Below are 18962 nucleotides of genomic sequence, written 5' to 3'. Positions count from 1 at the left end.
ATGCTGTCTATTGAATCATTATGCAAATCGTACAGGCATCATGAAGCTGTAAAGAATGTCAGTTTTCACGTGAATGAAAATGAGTGTGTCGCACTATTAGGACCTAATGGAGCCGGCAAAACCACAACTCTGCAAATGCTGGCCGGACTGCTTTCGCCAACCTCCGGAAACATTAAGCTGTTAGGAGAAAAAAAGCCGGATCGGCGTTTGATTGGGTACCTCCCGCAGTATCCAGCTTTTTATTCCTGGATGACCGCAAATGAATTTTTGACATTTGCGGGGAGACTGTCCGGCCTTTCGAAGAGAAAATGCCAAGAGGAAATCGGCGAGATGCTGGAATTTGTGGGTTTGCATGAAGCGGAGCACAAAAGGATCGGGGGCTATTCAGGAGGCATGAAACAAAGACTCGGTCTGGCACAGGCACTGCTCCATAAACCGCAGTTTTTGATATTGGATGAACCGGTGTCTGCTCTTGATCCGACAGGGCGGTTCGAGGTGCTGGACATAATGCGGGAGCTGAAAAAGCATATGGCCGTTCTGTTTTCTACACATGTTTTGCACGATGCAGAGCAGGTGTGTGATCAAGTGGTGATTATGAAAAACGGTGAAATTTCATGGAAAGGCGAGTTACAGGAGCTGAAACAACAGCAGCAAACGAACGTTTTTACCCTTTCAGTGAAAGAGAAGCTGGAAGGTTGGCTTGAAGAGAAGCCTTACGTCTCAGCTATTGTCTATAAGAATCCGTCCCAAGCGGTTTTCGAGCTGCCTGATATACACGCTGGCCGGTCATTATTAAGTGACTGTATCCGAAAGGGATTGACCGTCACCCGCTTTGAACAGAAAACGGAGTCTCTAGAAGACGTCTATCTAAAGGTGGTGCACGCATGAAGGTGATGATGGCGCTATTGCAGAAGGAGTGGCTGGAAGGATGGAAAAGCGGCAAGCTGATTTGGCTGCCGATTGCGATGATGATCGTCGGGCTGACACAGCCGCTGACCATTTATTATATGCCGGATATCATCGCACATGGAGGGAACCTTCCTGACGGCATGAAAATCAGTTTTACGATGCCCTCCGGGTCTGAAGTGATGGTCAGCACGCTTTCTCAATTCAACACGCTTGGCATGGCTCTGGTCATCTTTAGCGTGATGGGCAGTGTAGCCAATGAAAGAAATCAAGGGGTAACAGCGCTGATTATGTCGCGGCCTGTGACGGCAGCCCATTATATCGTGAGTAAATGGCTCATCCAAAGCGTGATCGGCATTATGTCGTTTGCAGCTGGATACGGGCTTGCTTACTATTACGTCCGGCTGCTGTTTGAGGACGCATCATTCAGCCGCTTTGCCGCAAGCCTTGGCCTTTACGCTCTTTGGGTGATATTTATTGTGACCGCCGGCCTTGCCGGAAGTACGATATTCCGGTCTGTCGGAGCAGCTGCGGCTTGCGGGATCGGGCTCACAGCAGCCGTTTCCTTTGCTGTTTCACTATTTCCAGATGGTGCGAAGTGGCTTCCGGCTGAGATTTGCAAGCAGGCGGAGCATATCCTTCTTCATGGAGAGCGGGCAGATTTTTTCGGATGGTCACTCACTTTCTCCATTCTGTGCATCATGCTTCTGGCCGTGTTTTCTGTGTGGCGCTTCCGGCGGTATGAAAGCTATTAATTGATCATGTTACGTTTTTGCGCGAGCATCACAAAAAAGGCGGCAAATGCCAGAGACCCGGCTCCATAAAAAACTCCCGCAAGCCCGACAAGCTGTGCGACTTTTCCGGCAAGAAGGGGCCCGAGGAAGATGCCTAGCGCATAAAATGATTGATAAAACCCCATCACTGACATTTTTAAACGGGCAGAACTGATTTCGACGACATGGCTTAGCAGCAGAGGAAAAACGAAGCCGAGCGCCAGCCCAATACAGGCGTGTGTGATGCAAACCGTGAACAATGCAGCTGAAAAAGGAACGTATAGCAAGCAGACCCCGGTGACAGCGAAACTAATGAGCATCACGGAGTAAGCGATACGGCTTGTAAAGCGCAGAAACACAAAGCTTAATGTGGCGGCTGCGTGTGGGAGGAAAAAGGCGGTCATCACCCAAAGAAGCTCCGCGTCGCCCATTCCGAGCTGATTCATGTAAAGCGGCGTAAAACCAAACACTGTGATAAATAATACGGCATGGGCCGTCATAGACAGGATGGTGAAAAGCTTCAGCTTTGGCAGCCGCAATGTATCTTTGATGTACTGATTGACACGAATGGTGTCACGGTTTGCGGGAGGAGCAGACGGATCCTTAATAAAGCAGCAGAACACCAGACCTGCGACAGAAGCTGCCAGCGCCATCCAAAACGGGACCTGCCTGCCTAAATGGGCTGCGGCGAGCCCGCAGAACACAATGCTGGCAAACTGGGGCATGACGGTAAAAAACTGCATGATGCCCATTGCTTTTGATGCATTGCAATTGTTGAAATAATGTGCGTATAAAATGGTCGCCATCACCCACATAGAAGCAGTGATTCCCGCGAACAGCCGGGCGGCCAGCACGAAGAAGAAAGAATCAAACATCAGAAAAAGCAGGCTGCTGAGGACGGAAAAGCCGAACCCGGCAATTAACAATTGCTTGCGCAAGGAAAACAGGATGTCTGACAAAAGGCCGAGCGGGAATCGCAGAAGGATTTGCGTGACCCCGTAGCTGCCGAGAATGATGCCGATTGCGCCATATGAAAAGTGCAGATCCTCCAAATACAGACTGAATACAGGAACGTAAATATAGCCTGAAAACCAGAAACAAAATACCATGCATAAAAAAACGGCGTGATCTAAGGCGCCGATTGTTTTTTTCTGAGGAATCAAGTCCTGCTGTAATTCCATCGTATCTCTCCACCCCTTTCCTTCCAAGTACAACACAATTATTGAAAGCGTTTCAATAGAAAAATAAAAAAACAGGGCTTCAAAAAAAGCCCTGTTCGCTGTTGTTAATACGGATCAGATGGGTGGCTCTCCTGTTCAGCCTGCTTTGCAGCCTGTTCCGTTTCAGTTGTGCCGATCGGCCCGTTGCTGTTGTTTTCGGAAACCTTTTTTAGCTCTTCTGCTACGCGTTTTCCGTAGTCAGGATCAGCTTTTGAGAAATTCTCAATCATTTGATCCTGAATTTCTTTTCGGCACGTAGAAAGCGTATTCACCAAATTCGTAATCAATTCGTTCCGCTCAAATTCAGTAAATCTCCGGTACGTTTCTCCAGCCTGTCCGAAGTTGTTTGTTCTGTCAATCGCTTCACGCTTTACATCACCTTCGACATGCGGCGTATGGTCTTTTCCGTCCTGCTTCGCTTCCATCAGCCCGCCCATAATGGATGGCTCATAGTTGACGTGCGGGTTTTGTCCTTCTGCTCTATCGACCCGATATTGCATTTGCCCGCCTTCCTGGTTGGTGGCGACATGCTTTTTCGGCGAGTTGATCGGAAGCTGCAGGTAATTTGCGCCTACACGGTAGCGCTGCGTATCAGAGTAGGCAAACGTACGCCCCTGGAGCAATTTGTCGTCTGAAAAATCAAGCCCGTCGACAAGCACTCCCGTTCCAAATGAAGCTTGCTCCACTTCCGCATGGTAGTTTTCCGGATTTTTGTTCAGAACCAATTTGCCGATCGGTTTCCATGGGAAATCGTCTTTATACCACAGTTTTGTCGGATCAAGAGGATCAAAGTCCAGTTCAGGATGCTCATCATCGCTCATGATTTGTGCATACACTTCCCACTCTGGATAATCGCCATTTTCAATCGCGTCATATAAATCCTGTGTGGCATGGTTAAAGTTTTTCCCTTGAATCTCTTCTGCTTCCTTTTGTGTCAGGTTGCGGATGCCCTGCTTCGGTTCAAAATGGTATTTCACGAGAACGGCCTTGCCCTCCTCATTCACCCATTTATAGGCATGTACGCCTGAACCCTGCATTTGCCGGTAGTTGGCCGGAATGCCCCAAGGCGAAAACAAGAAGGTGATCATGTGTGTCGCTTCAGGAGATTGAGAAATGAAATCGAAAATACGTTCACCATCCTGGATGTTGGTCACTGGATCAGGCTGAAATGCGTGTACAAGATCCGGAAATTTCAGCGGGTCGCGGATAAAAAAGATTTTCAGGTTGTTTCCGACCAAATCCCAGTTTCCGTCTTCTGTATATAGCTTTACAGCAAAACCGCGCGGGTCTCTCAATGTTTCAGGCGAGTGTTTTCCATGATTCACAGTTGAAAAACGGACAAATGCCGGTGTTTTCTTGCCTTTTTCCTGAAAGAGCTTGGCCCGTGTGTATGTTGAAATCGGTTCGTCTCCGAAGCTTCCGTACGCTTCAAAATATCCATGTGCACCTGCTCCCCTGGCATGAACAACCCGCTCTGGGATGCGTTCCCGGTCGAAGTGGCTGATCTTTTCGAGAAAATCATAGTTCTCAAGTGTTGTAGGCCCTCTATTCCCGACGGTTCTCACATTCTGGTTGTCAGTAACAGGATGCCCCTGCCTATTCGTTAAGGTATCCTCTGACTCGTTTTTCCCGGATGTCTTATGGGAAAGCGCTTCCTCGCTTCCTTGGGCATTTGTTTGGTGCTGCTTGTTTTGATGATCATCTTTCAATGGTTGGCCCTCCTTTTTTGAACGGTAACAATATTCCCTGAATGGAAAGATTTTAAAACAGCCGTTTTTTTTGATCTGCTTCGGGAATGGTACAATGTACAAAAATCGGTAAAAGGAGAGGTCGATTCGTGACGAGAGAAAAAAATCCGCTGCCCATCACGTTTTATCAAAAAACCGCTCTTGAGCTTGCCCCATCGCTTCTGGGCTGCCTTCTTGTAAAAGAAACAGACGAAGGCACAGCGTCAGGCTATATTGTGGAAACAGAGGCCTATATGGGGGCTGGAGACAGAGCGGCCCACAGCTTTAACAACCGCCGGACGAAGCGGACTGAGATCATGTTTGCAGAAGCTGGGCGGGTATATACATACGTGATGCACACCCATACATTGCTGAATGTCGTTGCCGCGGAAGAGGATGTCCCGCAAGCGGTATTAATCAGGGCGATTGAGCCGCATGAAGGCCAGCTGTTAATGGAGGAGAGAAGGCCGGGCAGGAGTCCGAGGGAATGGACAAACGGACCAGGAAAGCTGACGAAAGCGCTTGGCGTCACGATGAATGACTACGGACGCTGGATCACGGAACAGCCGCTTTACATCGAAAGCGGGTACACACCGGAAGCAATTTCAACCGGCCCGCGCATCGGCATTGACAACAGCGGGGAGGCACGCGATTATCCATGGCGTTTCTGGGTGACGGGAAACAGGTACGTGTCGCGTTAGCATGTTTAAGGAAGAGGCAATCAGGGGAATGGTTGAGAAAAAAGAAGGGAGAATCGGAGCTTTGAAAAAGATGATCAAAACCGTTATCAAATGGGCGCCGGTCATTTACCCGATTGTTCGAAAAATCATGAAGGATCGCAAGGCGTCTAAACAAAAGAATATGTCCGCATCTAGAACAGCCGGCTGATCCCGGCTGTTTTTTTATAGGTCAGTTTTCCCTCTAGTCCTCCGGATGTTCATTGACTTGCCATTCTCTCCATTATAGAATTTATATACATTTCGCATCCCTTCATCATCCTTTCTGCCTATTCACTGAATCCCTGCATCTACTAGTTAGGAGGTTTTTCTCATGCTTCATGGGCGACTACGTGATATTCTGCGCTTGCTGATGGCGGCTGAAGCCCCGGTGACAAGTTCGTTTTTTGCCGCGCAATTAAACGTAACGACGCGGACAGTCCGCAATGATATAAAGGAACTTCAAGGTGTGCTAAGCGGTCACGGTGCCTTTGTACAATCTGTAAGAGGCTCCGGCTACAAGCTCCGCATTGATGACGAGCAAGTATTCAGAACACTGCTGCAAGATGAATTTCAGCAAAAAAAGGGCCTGCCGGTATTGCCGGAGGAGAGAATGGCCTATCTTATGAAACGTCTGCTGCTGGCGGACCATTATCTCAAGCTCGATGAACTTGCTGAAGAACTATTTATCTCAAAATCTACACTCCAAACGGATTTAAAGGAAGTAAAGAAACGTCTGCTGCCTTACCGCATCGTCATGGAAACACGTCCGAATTACGGCTTCAAGCTGCGCGGGGACGAGGTGCAGATGAGGTACTGCATGGCGGAGTACATTGTTGATGAAAGAGAAACGGAGATAGATGTTTTAAATGAAAAGGCTGATATTTTGCCAAAAGAAGAAATTGAGATCATCCGTTCCGCCATCTTGAAAAAAATGAAAAACGACCGCATCCCTCTGTCCAACATGGGACTGAATAACCTCATTATCCATATCGCTATCGCCTGTAAACGGATCAGAACGGAAAACTATGTTTCTCTTTTCCCGAAAGATATGGATCATATCCTGCATCAAAAGGAGTACCAGGCTGCAGAAGCCATCGTAAAAGAGCTGGAATCAAAGCTTGCCGTTACGTTTCCGAAAGACGAGACGGCCTACATCACCATGCATCTCCTTGGCACAAAACGAATGACACAATCACAATGCGGAGAGGACACATTTTCAATAGAAGAGGAAACCGATCAGCTGACACTTGCCATGATCAAAGCTGTTGATCGTGAACTGAAGCTTGGCATCCTGCATGACAAAGAGCTGAAAATCGGCTTGGCACTGCATATGAAGCCGGCGATCACCCGCAACCGATACGGCATGAATCTTCGAAATCCGATGCTGGCAGCGATCAAGGAACATTATCCACTCGCTTTTGAAGCCGGGATCATTGCCGGAATCGTGATAAAGGAACAAACGGGTATTGAGATTCATGAAAACGAAATTGGATATTTGGCTCTCCACTTTGGCGCCGCGATTGAACGAAAAAAAACAGAAAGCCCGCCGAAACGCTGTATCATTGTATGCGCATCGGGAGCCGGAAGCGCCCAGCTTCTGCGCGAAAAACTGCGTTCCCATTTCGGCAAGCGGCTCGATATTCTTGGAACGGCTGAGTATTATAGTCTTGATCAAATGTCCTACGAATCAATTGATTTTGTCATCAGCACCATTCCGATTAAAAAAGAGCTCCCTGTACCAGTACTGAAGGTTAACACCATCTTAGGCGGAACTGACTTTACAAAAATAGAATCTATTCTGAGTGATGAAAAGGAAAAAGCCAATCGCTACCTAAAAAAAGAACTTGTTTTTTTTCAGGAGGATCTGCGCTCAAAAGAAGAAGTGATTCAATTTTTAGGGCAGAAAGCGGTCGAATGCGGCTTTGCCGATGAAGAAATAATAGATTCCATTTTTGAAAGAGAAGACATGTCGCCAACGTGTTTTGGCAATCTTGTTGCCATCCCGCACCCGCTTGTTCCGCAGACGAAAACAACGTTTTGGGCCGTTTGTACGCTCAAAAAACCGATCGATTGGGAGAGTCAGCGAGTTCAATTTGTCTGTCTGCTTTGTGTCGAAAAGGAGAACAAAGCGGATTTGCAAAGCATGTATAAACTGCTTGGCAGCATTTTGGATGACCCGGCGGCGGTGAACCAGCTGGTCAAATGCCGTTCATTTCAAGAGCTTTCGGATGTGTTTGACCAAAAAATGCTGAGCTGACAGCCTGTATATACCTTTTTTCCGTTGCCTGCGGAAAAACCCTGAGTGTTTATGAAAGCGATTTCATAATATGATGATAGCAACAGCAGGACATTACAAAATTGATCAAACTCTAGGGGGTCTTTTACATGAATATATTACTCGTTTGTGCAGCAGGCATGTCTACTAGCTTACTGGTGAGCAAGATGGAAAAAAGTGCGCAGGAACAGGGAAAAGACTATACCATTTGGGCAGTTTCAGGCGATTCTGTACAAAATCATATCGATAAAGCGGATGTATTGCTTCTCGGTCCGCAAGTCCGTTACATGCTTCCGCAGCTCAAAAAATTAGGAGAGTCAAAGGGGGTTCCGGTAGACGTCATTAATACCGTCCATTATGGCACGTGCAACGGGGCGGAAGTGCTGAAATCAGCTGAACAGCTTGGACATGTGTCATAGAGAGGGGCGGGCTATGTGAATAAAGTCAATCAGATCTTAGAAGAAAAGGTCATGCCTATAGCGGGAAGAATTGCGGGACAGCGTCATTTGCAGGCGCTGCGTGATGGTATCATCCTCACGATGCCCCTGATTATCATCGGTTCCTTTTTCCTCATCATTGGCAACCTCCCGATCCCGGGATACGCTGAGTTTATGGCAAAAACGTTTGGCAGCTCCTGGTCTGAAAAACTGGCCTACCCAGTCGACGCGACTTTTGAAATTATGGGTCTTGTCGCCGCGTTCGGCATCGCCTACCGGCTCGCCGAGAAATACGGCGTTGATGCCTTGTCGGCCGGAGCCATTTCCCTTGCGGCATTTTTATTAGCAACACCTTATCAAGTGCCGTTTATGCCGGATGGCGCGACGAAAGAAATCATGGTTGGCGGCGGGATTCCGCTTTCGCTCATGGGAAGCAAAGGCCTGTTTGTCGCCATGATTATCGCAATGGTGTCCACAGAGATTTACCGCCTCATTATCCAGCGCAATTTAGTCTTCAAAATGCCGGACGGTGTTCCGCCGGCGGTAAGCAAGTCATTTGTCGCGTTAATTCCCGGCTTTGCCGTCATCTTCCTGATTTGGGCAGCTCGGCTGATTGTTGAAGCGACACCGTTTGAAAGCCTTCATAATATTGTAAGCGTTTTATTGGGGACTCCGCTTTCCATTCTGGGAGGAAGCCTTGGAGGAAGCCTTGTCGCCGAAGCCGTCAAAATGCTTTTATGGGCCTGTGGCCTTCACGGTGCAAACATTGTCGGCGGCGTCATGGCACCGATTTGGTACGGCGCAATGGATGCCAACCGGATCGCATTCCAAGCCGGTGAGGAGCTTCCTAAGATTTTCACCCAGCAATTTTTCGATATCTGGGTCAATATCGGCGGAAGCGGCGCCACATTGGCACTGGTTGTCACGATGTTCCTGCGCGCCCGAAGCAAACAAATGAAGCAGCTCGGCAAGCTTGCGGTCGGCCCGGCCATCTTCAATATTAACGAACCGATTATATTCGGAATGCCGATCGTCATGAACCCAATGCTCTTACTTCCGTTTATCATCACGCCGCTTGTCACAGTGACACTCACGTACATCGGAATGAGCACCGGCCTTGTCGCCAAACCGGCGGGTATCGCAGTGCCGTGGACCATGCCGCCGATCTTTTCAGGCTACTTGGCGACAGGAGGAAAAGTCTCAGGTGCGGTCATGCAAGCCATTAATATTGCCGTGTCCTTTGTTGTCTACTATCCATTCTTCAGAATGTGGGATAAGCAGAAGCTGAAAGAAGAAAACGATCTGGAGCTGGTCCAAACGCCTGCAGCATCAGATGACAAAGAAGCGGCTCTGTAGAGAAAGGAAGTGAATCGCGTGAATGAGGAAATGGAACAAATCATTTTTCAAATCATCCTTCACGGAGGAAACGGTAGGAGCTCCGCAATGGAGGCCATTGCCGCTGCGAAAAGCGGTGACGCAGAAGAAGCGCGGAAAAAGCTTCAAGACGCTGCTGAAGAATTGTCAAAAGCCCATCATTATCAGACAGAGCTGATCCAAAATGAAGCGAGCGGAGAAAAGACGGAAATGACGCTTCTGATGGTTCATGCACAGGATCATTTAATGAATGCAATGACAGTGAAGGATATGGCTGCAGAGATCATTGAGTTATATGAAAAAATCACCGAGCAAAGGGGAGCAAGCATATGACAAAAGGATTGAAGATTGTAACGATTGGCGGAGGTTCAAGCTATACGCCCGAGCTAGTGGAAGGGTTTATTAAACGGTATGATGAGCTGCCTGTGCGCGAATTATGGCTCGTCGATATCCCCGAGGGCGAAGAAAAGCTGAATATTGTCGGCACACTCGCCAAACGGATGGTTGAAAAAGCTGGCGTCCCGATCGACATTCATCTTACGCTCGACCGGAGAAAAGCGCTGAAAGACGCAGACTTTGTCACGACCCAATTCCGTGTCGGACTTTTGCAGGCAAGAGCAAAGGATGAGCGCATTCCGCTAAAATACGGAGTGATTGGCCAGGAAACAAACGGCCCGGGAGGCCTGTTTAAAGGATTGCGCACAATTCCGGTCATCCTTGAGATCGCAAAGGACATAGAAGAGCTTTGCCCGAACGCTTGGCTTGTTAACTTCACAAACCCTGCCGGCATGGTAACAGAAGCCTTGCTTCGCTACTCCAACCTGAAGAAAGTCGTCGGTCTCTGTAATGTTCCAATCGGCATCAAAATGGGCGTAGCCAAAGCGCTTGATGTAGATGTGGACCGCGTAGAAGTCCAATTCGCCGGACTGAACCATATGGTATTTGGGCTGGATGTTTTCTTGGACGGCGTAAGTGTGAAGGAGCAAGTCATCGAGGCGATGGGCGACCCGAAAAACGCGATGACAATGAAAAATATCTCAGGCGCCGAATGGGAACCGGATTTCTTAAAAGCGCTCAATGTCATCCCTTGCGGCTATCACCGTTACTATTTCAAAACAAAAGAGATGCTGGAGCACGAACTGGAAGCATCACAAACGGAGGGCACCCGCGCAGAAGTCGTACAGAAGGTCGAAAAAGAGCTGTTCGAGCTTTATAAAGATCCGAACCTTGCGATCAAACCGCCGCAGCTGGAAAAACGGGGCGGAGCTTACTACAGTGATGCAGCATGTAACTTAATCAGCTCCATTTATAATGATAAACATGACATTCAGCCGGTGAACACAATCAATAATGGTGCAATAGCGAGCATTCCAGACGATTCCGCAGTTGAAGTGAACTGTGTGATGACGAAAACCGGCCCTAAGCCAATTGCTGTCGGCGACCTGCCGGTGTCTGTCCGCGGCCTCGTCCAGCAAATCAAATCCTTTGAACGTGTCGCGGCAGAAGCGGCAGTTACAGGTGACTATCAAACTGTGCTCCTTGCCATGACGATTAACCCTCTTGTCCCGTCCGATACTGTGGCCAAACAGATTTTAGATGAAATGCTGGAGGCGCACAAAGCGTATCTGCCGCAGTTTTTCAACAAAATTGAAGCGTAAAAAAAGCCGGCCTGTACTGGGCCGGCTTTTTCTTACTTGCTTTCAGTCAGCGCTGCAACTTCGGTCGTCCATCCGAATTCGTCTGCGACAGCGCCTTTTTGAATGCCTGTAATCGTGTCATATAGTTTTTTTGCGATTTCCCCTGTTTCACCGTTGTTGATCGAAAGTGTTTCATCCTGCCAGATCAGCTCGCCTACTGGGGAAATAACAGCTGCTGTACCTGTTCCGAAGGCTTCTTCCAGGATGCCGTCTTTATGGGCTTGGATGACCTCATCGATCGCAATTTTTCGTTCTGAAACTTGGAGGCCCCAATGCTTAAGCAAGGCGATGACTGAATTGCGCGTAATGCCTTCCAGGATGCTTCCGTTCAGCATCGGCGTTACGATTTCACCGTTGATTTTGAAGAAGATATTCATGCTTCCAACTTCTTCGATGTATTTCTTTTCGATTCCGTCCAGCCAAAGGACTTGGGAAAATCCTTTCTCTTCGGCTACCTGCTGCGCTTTTAAGCTTGAAGCGTAGTTCCCTGCGGTTTTGGCATTTCCCGTTCCGCCTTTTACTGCACGGACAAATTCACTTTCAACAGCAATTTTGACAGGCTTAATGCCTTCTTTGTAATAAGAGCCGACCGGAGAAAGAATGATCAAGAGCTTATACGTATGAGATGCCGCAACACCAAGGAAAGGCTCGGTTGCGATGATGAACGGACGGATGTAAAGGGACGTGCCCTCCACATTTGGAATCCAGTCTTTATCAATTGCGACAAGCTGCTTTAAGCCTTCAAGAACCTGTTCTTCATCAATTTGCGGGATGCAGAGGCGGTCGTTTGATTGATTCAGACGTTCCATATTTTTTTCCGGTCTGAAAAGCAGGACATGGTCATCCTCTGACACGTAAGCCTTTAACCCTTCAAACACGGTTTGGCCGTAGTGATAGACCATTGCGGCCGGATCCATTGATAAGGGCTGATAAGGAATGATTCTTGGATCGTGCCAACCTTTATCTGCCGCATAGTCCATTACAAACATGTGGTCTGTAAACACTCTTCCGAACGAAAGCTGATTTGGGTCTGGTTTCGGTTTTTTTGTTGATGTCAATTCAACGCGAATCGTTTGTTTAGTCATGGTCAATCTCCCTGCTGTTAAATTGTTTATATTATCAAACTTATTTGAAAATAATTATATTCTATTGTATACCTTCAACAAATAATCGCAATAGGTTTGCTCAAATTTGTAAGAAATTCATATGAAAAAAGCAGGAGAAATTAATTCTCCTGCGTGTTCATTTGCTCGAATAACCTGTCATAATCGGCGCGAGTGGCATCCCGAAGACCTTCAACCCGTTCATTTGTAATCTCCTGTTTGCCTTCCTTCAAGCCGTCCAAGAAATATTGAACATATTCTTCAGTTGAAATGCCCCGGTACGTCAGGCCTTGTTTATCGCGTGATTTTTGGTTTAAGCCCGTGTCCACCATAGGCGGTGCCATTTCAATCACTTCCACGCTCGTGTCGCGGAGCTGGTGTCTGAGCGTAAGCGAGAACGAGTGAAGTGCTGCTTTTGTTGCGCAGTACACCGGATAAACAGCTAACGGGTTAAACGCAAGCCCGGATGTGACCTGAACGATTGCCGCCTCGGGCTGCTTCATCAAATGAGGTGTGAAAAGGGCGGATAAATGGACAGGCGCTTGGAAATTAAGTTCAATTTCATCACCGTCCACAAAAAGCTCCTCTGTCCCTTTTTTAAAGTCAATTTCCTTTTGAATGCCGGCGTTGTTGACGAGAACATTCAAGTTCGGATATTCCTTTAAAGCCCATTCATACAATGCTTCCCGCTGCGAACGGTCTGCAACATCACATTGCTTTGTATGGATGTTTGGGAGCTGCTGCTTCGCTTCTGCAAGACGTGCTTCGCTGCGTCCGCAAATGATAACTTCATTGCCGAGCTCCAGCAGGCGCTTGGCAAGTTCAAGCCCGATGCCAGCAGAACCCCCTGTGATTAAAACCGTATTGCCTGTCATCTTCATTGGATGTAACACCTCTTAATTAAGTTGGCTGTGATTCCTTTACTATTTCAAATCTTAGCAGGAAATATGCAGCCGCGTCCTATGAGATGCTCAGGATGAAGTGACTTTTCCGGTTTTATAAAATTCGTCAATTGCTTTATCGACATACACCCAGCCTTTCCAGCCGATGTGAATGGTGTCTTTCATGAAATACGGGTCATATTCATGCCCTGAGAAATCAGCAACCTGGAAGCCCTTCGCTCTGATTTGTTTATTTACCTTTTTGTAATAGTCAGTGCGTCCTTTTTTCGGGAAGCCCGTGTAATCGTACCATTTCCCGTTGACAGGAATGGTGACAAACATAGGCTCTGCGCCCGCATCCTTCAGGATATCGAGCATCATTTCAAAGTCGCCATATTCCGGTGACACCGCATACGATCTTCCTTTGTTTTTCCCTTTCAGCTTAGGCACTTTCGGCTTCAGCTTTTTATAGACAGGGTTGTCGATGTGAAAATCGTTAGAACCGGAGTGGCGTTTGCCTGATTGATCCGCCAGTTTATTCAATTCAGACCATGACTTATCCTTTACTGACTGCGAGATATAGCGCTTTGGCCCGGATGATTCTGTCGTTGAATAATACAGATCTTTCTTTTCCAGCATGCTGTAATACACTTTGGCCGCCGGCTTCAGCGCGTTCACTTTCCACGTCTGGCCGTTTACCATTGCTTTGTACAGTTCAGAAAGAATGGCATCGTTTTGCACAGCCTTGAAGCGCAGCATGCGTTTCATCATTTTCTTTTTAATTTCAGGATCGATCTGATCGTTAAATGCCAAATCAAGCCCTTGCAGCGCAGAATAGTTCGGCGCGAAATGCTGTTCATCAGACCCGCGCTTAATAAACCATTGCGGAGACACGATGAATACGATTTTTTTGCCCTTCAGCTGATCCATATGGGCAGCGAAGTTTAAAGAATGAATCAATGACTGGGATCCGCCTTTGCCGACAAGGTATGGCGTGAATCCCTCATTGTTTACCTGAAAATAATTAGATGGGTGGAACTCGTCCAGCCGAGAAAGCTCAGAGGACCCGTAAATCGGAAGATATGTCGGATCTTTGAGCATCTGATCTTGTAAATATAGCCCTTGAAACATACTCGGATTCAAGGCTGTTGCTGACTCTTTCACACGCTTATCGGTGATGAAGCCTGTCAGCCATGAAGATGGAATTGCGATGGCGCCTGCGAATAGAATAAACGCCAAAATAATTGGACCGAAAAAACGCTTTTTCATTATTTCAACTCAGACAGCTGATTTACAATGTTGTTAGGTGTATTCCAAACGTCCCGGTCAAATTCAGTGATCGGCACTAAAATATCAAAACGGTTTTCAATCGCAAGCAGCAATTCTACTGTTCCAAAAGAATCAAGCAAACCTTCTTCAAAAATTTCAATATCAGGATTTTCCTTTACGATGTCATCCTGGCAAACCTCTGCTAAAACGTCTAATACCTCTTGTTTAAAATCCATAGCTTTCTAATCTCCTTTAATGGTGGTGATGAAATGGTTTTCCTGAGAAAATATAAAACCCGAAGCAAACGAAATGGAATGTGATCACAATCGCCAGAATGGTTGTCCAGCGGTTGGACGGCAGCCATTTATATTTCTTATTCCACTTCTCGAAAAAGTTGTAACATGTCATTAGAACGGCATGATAGAGGCCGTAAATGATATATTGCGGCGCGAGCCCGTGCCAAACCCCCATCAGCATAAACAGCAGGAAATACCCGATGTTTGAGACGGCCATACGGTTTTTGATCCACTTTTTCTTAGTCATCCAAAATACGAATCTCATAAACACATAATCTCTGAACCAAAATGACAGAGACATATGCCAGCGATTCCAGAAATCTTTAATATTTTTACTGATAAACGGTTTATTAAAGTTTTCCGGTGATTTAATGCCCATAATGTAGCTGACCCCGACGGCAAACATCGTGTAGCCGGCGAAATCAAAGAATAAATACATGCTGTAGCCGTACATGTACAGCAGGTTCCCAAGAATCTTATTGTGCGTGATTGCGGGAAGATTCATGATGAAGTACGTATTGATCGCGTAGCCGATAATAAATTTATACAGGAAACCGATGAAGATTTTATGGATTCCCGTATACAGCAGGTCGGCGTATTCTTCTTTCGTCCAAGCCTTCTGTTCATCCTTGACGAACCGGCGATATCTGTCGATCGGGCCGGAGGAAATCGTCGGGAAAAACAGGATGAAATACAGCAGGCGGTGCAATGGCAGCTGTTCTTTCAGCAGTCCGTCTCTTGCTTCCATAATCAGCTGAACGCCTTTAAAGGTTAAATATGAAATCCCTAAAAAGCTGATCAGGTTATGCGGCGGATGATGCGGCTGCGGGTGTGAAAGAAACGGCCATATTTTTGACAGAAATAAAGGCAGAATAGACGCGATAACAGCCCCGCAAAAGACAAAGCCGCTGTTCGCTTTCTGCCGGTATGCCAGATAGCCGCTGATCAGGAGCACCTGCCATATTGTAAACAGGCACAGCGCGATGACCCCGTGTAAGTCGTGCGAAAAAATTAAAGCCAATATAATGATAGATATGAACATGTTGTATGCTTGAAATCTTTTTCCGTTTAAGCCGAGAATGATCGTCGGCAGAAGAAGAATGCCAAGCAGTATAAAGAATAAAAACGAGCTGTAAGGCGTCATACAAGAACCTCTTCGCCAATGCGTTTTCGGTCAATTTTGCCGTTAGCCGTCATTTGAATGTGATCCTGATAGATAAATTTTCTTGGGATCATATATGCCGGAAGAGAAGCGGCAAGCTCTTTTTTAATAGCGCTTGTCAGCTGGAATTCCTTCTCGAACTCATGCTCCTCAGGCACAATAGCAGCGATCAGGTACTCAACTGTTCCGTTTGGCTGATAAGGAATCACGACAGCAGAACGAACGTACTGTGACTGTCTGACATGGAACTCGATTTCCTCCAGCTCCATTCGATAGCCGTGAAGTTTAATCTGAAAATCCAAACGTCCTTGGCAGAAAATCTGACCGTCTTGAATAAAGCCGGCATCGCCAGTTCGGTATGCCCACTGGCCTTCATGAGAGAAAAACGCTTTTTCCGTCAGCTCTGGCTCACCAAGGTAGCCTCGGCTTACACTCGGCCCTGCAATGACGATTTCTCCTTTTTCTCCATCAGGAAGCGGCTGTCCCTGTTCATCCATAATGAAAATGTTCATATCTGGTTTGGCGAAGCCCACTGGAAGCGATTCGCTGCGGCTGATGACGTCATCCGTAATTTCAACCGATGTGACAGCCACTGTCGCTTCAGTCGGGCCGTACGTATTAAAAATCTTCGCTTTCGGGAAACGCTCAAGCAGCGCTTTGGCCACAGAAACCGGAAGAACCTCTCCGCAAAACATAAATGTGTCCGCATGAGGCAGCAGATCCTGTGAAAAACCCGGATCCATCAGGCACATTTGCACAAAGGAAGGTGTTGATGTCCACACATTTAGCCCGGACTTCTTCAGCTCTTCAAATAAGACTTTCGGCTTATTCACAGCATCCTTTGTCACGCAATGTAATGTCCCGCCTGATTGAAGGCACGGATATAGGTCCATGACAGACAAATCAAATGAGAACGGCGCTTGGTTTAAAAATATTTTTCCTCCGCTGACTGGAAAGTCTGCACAAATCCAGTCTGTGAAGCTTTGAAGATTCGCAGCGGAAATCTGCACGCCTTTCGGATTTCCTGTGCTTCCGGAAGTGTAAATGATATAAAACGTTTCGTGTTCTTTGACCCATTGATCTTGGCTGACAGAGCCGCCTTCGTTTTCCAGCAGTTCTTCCGCAGAAACTGTCTGAATCTGCTGGCCGACTGCATCAATTGAGAGTCCTGCTGCATGGATCAGCAATTCTGCTCCAGAGCTTTCGATAATTTTCGCAATCCGTTCGGACGGAATAGAAAGGTCAACCGGAATATAAGGATGTCCCGCTTTGACACTTCCCAAGAAGGAAACGATCATGTGCGGCTCCATGTGGCCGTACACAAGGATAGGAGATTTCTTTTCCCCAGAAATGCGTTTTTGGATCGCGGCAGCCGCGCGGTCAGACTGCTCCCATAATTCCTGATACGTGAGCGACTGGCCTTGAGAGCGGAAGGCATCGGTTTGCGGATAAGTTTCCGCATGTGTTTGAATAGCATGTAAAAGTTTCATAGTTATTCTCTCTCCAATTAGAAATCGTTATAAATATATGAACCGGTATTCGCGGTGTGAAAACCATACATAAAAAACAAAACAAGCAGTATCATCAAATAAAAGCCTGTATGACATGTCCACTTGACAGCGGGTTTTTCATACAGCTGTTTCATTAATTGCAGCATATCAAAAATTCCCTTCCCGTTTTTTCGACAATCACATGAGTATTTGACGATCAGATGCTCAAAAAGTTTCATTTTTTCCCTAATCTCCCTCAAATTAATATATCGGCGTATGTTTTTGAAAATGAATCTTTATACCTGCAAGGGCAAGAATGGAATGTTTCGAGCTGATTCATAATAAAGGAAAAGATACCTGGAGTCAAAAGATCTTTTTAACTTTTAAAAAGTGTAATGTACTTAAAAAAATTTTTCTGTACCTGTTCGTTCAAGTGAAAGCAGAAACCTAATGAAATCGGGGCGGAAGCGTATAATAAGAAAGAAAACGCCTTCTTGCGGTATCTTGTGAAATAAGGGAGAAGTCATTATGATAGATAAGGAAGCAAAAGGAGTTTTTTATTAAGCTGCCGGCTGAAAAAAAGTAAGCCTTTTAATAGAAAGGAAGAGGAAGATGAACCAAACAAATAAGGGTGAGGGTCAGACAGCGCCGCAAAAAGAAAGCATGGGGCAGATCCTTTGGCAGTTAACCCGTCCTCATACGTTAACCGCATCGTTTGTGCCTGTGCTGCTCGGAACCGTTTTGGCGATGTTTTATGTGAAGGTTGATCTGCTGCTGTTTTTGGCTATGCTGTTTTCTTGCCTATGGATCCAGATCGCGACGAACTTATTTAATGAATACTATGATTTTAAACGCGGGTTAGATACAGCAGAATCAGTCGGAATCGGAGGGGCAATTGTACGCCACGGAATGAAGCCTAAAACGATTTTGCAATTAGCTCTCGCCTCATACGGGATTGCCATTTTGCTCGGTGTCTATATTTGTGCGAGCAGCAGCTGGTGGCTTGCGCTGATCGGCCTTGTCGGCATGGCGATCGGCTACCTGTATACAGGCGGGCCGCTGCCGATTGCGTACACGCCGTTCGGTGAATTATTCTCAGGCATTTGCATGGGTTCGGTGTTTGTGCTGATTTCGTTTTTCATTCAGACAGATATGATCAACACGCAAAGCATTTTGATTTCCATCCCGATTGCGATTCTTGTCGGCGCGATTAACCTGTCGAACAACATTCGTGATATTGAAGAGGACAAAAAAGGCGGACGCAAAACATTGGCGATTTTGATGGGGCATAAGGGAGCTGTTACTCTGTTAGCTGCGTCGTTTGCCGTCGCTTATATCTGGGTTGTCGGCTTGGTTATTACCGGTGCCGCAAGCCCATGGCTGTTTGTCGTCTTTTTAAGCGTGCCTAAGCCGGTTCAAGCAGTGAAGGGCTTCGTCCAAAAAGAAATGCCGATGAATATGATTGTCGCAATGAAATCAACAGCCCAAACAAATACATTTTTCGGATTCCTGCTCTCGATCGGATTATTGATCAGCTATTTCCGATAATAAAAAAGACCGCTCGTTTCGTGCGGTCTTTTTTTGTTACAATCGACCGCATTTTGTAAAAAAATTCATAGAACCTTGCAGCAGA

Annotated in this window: 20 protein-coding genes; 11 read left to right on the top strand and 9 right to left on the bottom strand. The window is 46.7% G+C overall.

Features of this window, described 5'->3' with window-relative positions; all coding sequences use genetic code 11:
- Positions 1-888 (top strand): ABC transporter ATP-binding protein, encoded by an 888-nt coding sequence (locus NSQ83_RS20355; RefSeq protein WP_015250906.1) that lies wholly within the window; start codon positions 1-3, stop codon positions 886-888.
- Positions 885-1661, top strand: a complete 777-nt coding sequence (locus NSQ83_RS20350; protein ID WP_198878394.1) for an ABC transporter permease subunit — start codon at positions 885-887, stop codon at positions 1659-1661. The genes NSQ83_RS20355 and NSQ83_RS20350 overlap by 4 nt, the downstream gene beginning before the upstream one ends.
- On the opposite strand, the gene NSQ83_RS20345 is transcribed toward NSQ83_RS20350, so the two are convergent.
- Both NSQ83_RS20345 and katX read right to left on the bottom strand, forming a co-directional pair.
- Positions 1658-2860, bottom strand: a complete 1203-nt coding sequence (locus tag NSQ83_RS20345) for an MFS transporter (RefSeq protein ID WP_198878395.1) — start codon at positions 2858-2860, stop codon at positions 1658-1660. The two genes, NSQ83_RS20350 and NSQ83_RS20345, sit on opposite strands and share 4 nt — an antisense overlap.
- Positions 2861-2964: 104 nt before the next feature.
- The gene (gene katX / locus NSQ83_RS20340; protein WP_198878396.1) at positions 2965-4608 is read right to left on the bottom strand and encodes a catalase KatX; all 1644 of its coding nucleotides are present in this window, start codon (positions 4606-4608) and stop codon (positions 2965-2967) included.
- A gap of 128 nt (positions 4609-4736) precedes the next feature.
- On the opposite strand from katX, the gene NSQ83_RS20335 reads away from it, so the two are divergent.
- The 7 genes from NSQ83_RS20335 to licH all read left to right on the top strand — a co-directional run bounded on the left by NSQ83_RS20335 (position 4737) and on the right by licH (position 11089).
- Entirely contained in the window at positions 4737-5327 is a 591-nt protein-coding gene (locus tag NSQ83_RS20335) for a DNA-3-methyladenine glycosylase (protein WP_003227303.1), read from the top strand.
- Between the two features lie 28 nt (positions 5328-5355).
- Positions 5356-5514 carry a hypothetical protein gene (locus NSQ83_RS20330; RefSeq protein ID WP_009968374.1) on the top strand — a complete coding sequence of 53 codons (159 nt, stop codon included), beginning with the start codon at positions 5356-5358 and terminating at the stop codon, positions 5512-5514.
- Between the two features lie 162 nt (positions 5515-5676).
- Positions 5677-7602 (top strand): transcriptional regulator LicR, encoded by a 1926-nt coding sequence (gene licR, locus NSQ83_RS20325; protein ID WP_198878397.1) that lies wholly within the window; start codon positions 5677-5679, stop codon positions 7600-7602.
- Between the two features lie 128 nt (positions 7603-7730).
- Entirely contained in the window at positions 7731-8039 is a 309-nt protein-coding gene (gene licB, locus NSQ83_RS20320) for a PTS lichenan transporter subunit IIB (protein WP_003218755.1), read from the top strand.
- A gap of 15 nt (positions 8040-8054) precedes the next feature.
- The gene (licC, locus tag NSQ83_RS20315; RefSeq protein ID WP_015250911.1) at positions 8055-9413 is read left to right on the top strand and encodes a PTS lichenan transporter subunit IIC; all 1359 of its coding nucleotides are present in this window, start codon (positions 8055-8057) and stop codon (positions 9411-9413) included.
- Positions 9414-9431: 18 nt separating this feature from the next.
- Entirely contained in the window at positions 9432-9764 is a 333-nt protein-coding gene (gene licA / locus NSQ83_RS20310; RefSeq protein ID WP_014478379.1) for a PTS lichenan transporter subunit IIA, read from the top strand.
- A complete protein-coding gene (gene licH / locus NSQ83_RS20305) occupies positions 9761-11089 on the top strand; it encodes a 6-phospho-beta-glucosidase LicH (RefSeq protein ID WP_198878398.1) in 1329 nt (442 codons plus the stop codon). The genes licA and licH overlap by 4 nt, the downstream gene beginning before the upstream one ends.
- Positions 11090-11121: 32 nt before the next feature.
- On the opposite strand, the gene NSQ83_RS20300 is transcribed toward licH, so the two are convergent.
- The 7 genes from NSQ83_RS20300 to NSQ83_RS20270 form a co-directional block, all read right to left on the bottom strand.
- Complete coding sequence (locus tag NSQ83_RS20300) at positions 11122-12213, bottom strand: branched-chain amino acid aminotransferase (RefSeq protein ID WP_106073262.1); 1092 nt, start codon at positions 12211-12213, stop codon at positions 11122-11124.
- Between the two features lie 140 nt (positions 12214-12353).
- Complete coding sequence (locus NSQ83_RS20295) at positions 12354-13112, bottom strand: SDR family oxidoreductase (protein WP_106073263.1); 759 nt, start codon at positions 13110-13112, stop codon at positions 12354-12356.
- A gap of 90 nt (positions 13113-13202) precedes the next feature.
- Entirely contained in the window at positions 13203-14381 is a 1179-nt protein-coding gene (dltD, locus tag NSQ83_RS20290; RefSeq protein WP_003227323.1) for a D-alanyl-lipoteichoic acid biosynthesis protein DltD, read from the bottom strand.
- Entirely contained in the window at positions 14381-14617 is a 237-nt protein-coding gene (gene dltC / locus NSQ83_RS20285) for a D-alanine--poly(phosphoribitol) ligase subunit DltC (protein WP_003227325.1), read from the bottom strand. Before dltC ends, dltD begins: the two co-directional genes overlap by 1 nt.
- Before the next feature lie 16 nt (positions 14618-14633).
- A complete protein-coding gene (gene dltB / locus NSQ83_RS20280) occupies positions 14634-15821 on the bottom strand; it encodes a D-alanyl-lipoteichoic acid biosynthesis protein DltB (protein ID WP_003227327.1) in 1188 nt (395 codons plus the stop codon).
- A complete protein-coding gene (gene dltA, locus NSQ83_RS20275) occupies positions 15818-17329 on the bottom strand; it encodes a D-alanine--poly(phosphoribitol) ligase subunit DltA (RefSeq protein WP_003227329.1) in 1512 nt (503 codons plus the stop codon). The genes dltB and dltA overlap by 4 nt, the downstream gene beginning before the upstream one ends.
- A gap of 17 nt (positions 17330-17346) precedes the next feature.
- Entirely contained in the window at positions 17347-17496 is a 150-nt protein-coding gene (locus NSQ83_RS20270; RefSeq protein ID WP_003227330.1) for a teichoic acid D-Ala incorporation-associated protein DltX, read from the bottom strand.
- A gap of 149 nt (positions 17497-17645) precedes the next feature.
- Between NSQ83_RS20270 and NSQ83_RS20265 the strand changes: the two genes are divergently transcribed.
- Together NSQ83_RS20265 and NSQ83_RS20260 are read left to right on the top strand one after the other, a co-directional pair.
- Complete coding sequence (locus NSQ83_RS20265) at positions 17646-17780, top strand: hypothetical protein (protein WP_003227332.1); 135 nt, start codon at positions 17646-17648, stop codon at positions 17778-17780.
- Between the two features lie 161 nt (positions 17781-17941).
- Positions 17942-18877 (top strand): 1,4-dihydroxy-2-naphthoate polyprenyltransferase, encoded by a 936-nt coding sequence (locus NSQ83_RS20260; protein WP_015250916.1) that lies wholly within the window; start codon positions 17942-17944, stop codon positions 18875-18877.
- Positions 18878-18962 lie beyond the last annotated feature (85 nt).

The sequence above is a fragment of the Bacillus sp. PS217 genome, from assembly GCF_037963535.1.
Classification (GTDB): domain Bacteria; phylum Bacillota; class Bacilli; order Bacillales; family Bacillaceae; genus Bacillus; species Bacillus subtilis.
The sequence above is the reverse complement of the archived record's forward strand: the minus strand, read 5'-3'. Positions and strand labels throughout refer to the sequence as shown.

Bases quoted from the DNA above. Each gene is read 5' to 3' on its own strand.
- NSQ83_RS20345 (WP_198878395.1), bottom strand. From the start codon at position 2,860: ATGGAATTACAGCAGGACTTGATTCCTCAGAAAAAAACAATCGGCGCC.
- licR (WP_198878397.1), top strand. From the start codon at position 5,677: ATGCTTCATGGGCGACTACGTGATATTCTGCGCTTGCTGATGGCGGCT.
- NSQ83_RS20265 (WP_003227332.1), top strand. From the start codon at position 17,646: ATGGAATGTTTCGAGCTGATTCATAATAAAGGAAAAGATACCTGGAGT.
- dltD (WP_003227323.1), bottom strand. From the start codon at position 14,381: ATGAAAAAGCGTTTTTTCGGTCCAATTATTTTGGCGTTTATTCTATTC.
- dltB (WP_003227327.1), bottom strand. From the start codon at position 15,821: ATGACGCCTTACAGCTCGTTTTTATTCTTTATACTGCTTGGCATTCTT.
- NSQ83_RS20355 (WP_015250906.1), top strand. From the start codon at position 1: ATGCTGTCTATTGAATCATTATGCAAATCGTACAGGCATCATGAAGCT.
- dltA (WP_003227329.1), bottom strand. From the start codon at position 17,329: ATGAAACTTTTACATGCTATTCAAACACATGCGGAAACTTATCCGCAA.
- licH (WP_198878398.1), top strand. From the start codon at position 9,761: ATGACAAAAGGATTGAAGATTGTAACGATTGGCGGAGGTTCAAGCTAT.
- NSQ83_RS20350 (WP_198878394.1), top strand. From the start codon at position 885: ATGAAGGTGATGATGGCGCTATTGCAGAAGGAGTGGCTGGAAGGATGG.
- dltC (WP_003227325.1), bottom strand. From the start codon at position 14,617: ATGGATTTTAAACAAGAGGTATTAGACGTTTTAGCAGAGGTTTGCCAG.
- NSQ83_RS20300 (WP_106073262.1), bottom strand. From the start codon at position 12,213: ATGACTAAACAAACGATTCGCGTTGAATTGACATCAACAAAAAAACCG.
- NSQ83_RS20260 (WP_015250916.1), top strand. From the start codon at position 17,942: ATGAACCAAACAAATAAGGGTGAGGGTCAGACAGCGCCGCAAAAAGAA.
- licB (WP_003218755.1), top strand. From the start codon at position 7,731: ATGAATATATTACTCGTTTGTGCAGCAGGCATGTCTACTAGCTTACTG.
- NSQ83_RS20270 (WP_003227330.1), bottom strand. From the start codon at position 17,496: ATGCTGCAATTAATGAAACAGCTGTATGAAAAACCCGCTGTCAAGTGG.
- NSQ83_RS20330 (WP_009968374.1), top strand. From the start codon at position 5,356: ATGGTTGAGAAAAAAGAAGGGAGAATCGGAGCTTTGAAAAAGATGATC.
- NSQ83_RS20295 (WP_106073263.1), bottom strand. From the start codon at position 13,112: ATGAAGATGACAGGCAATACGGTTTTAATCACAGGGGGTTCTGCTGGC.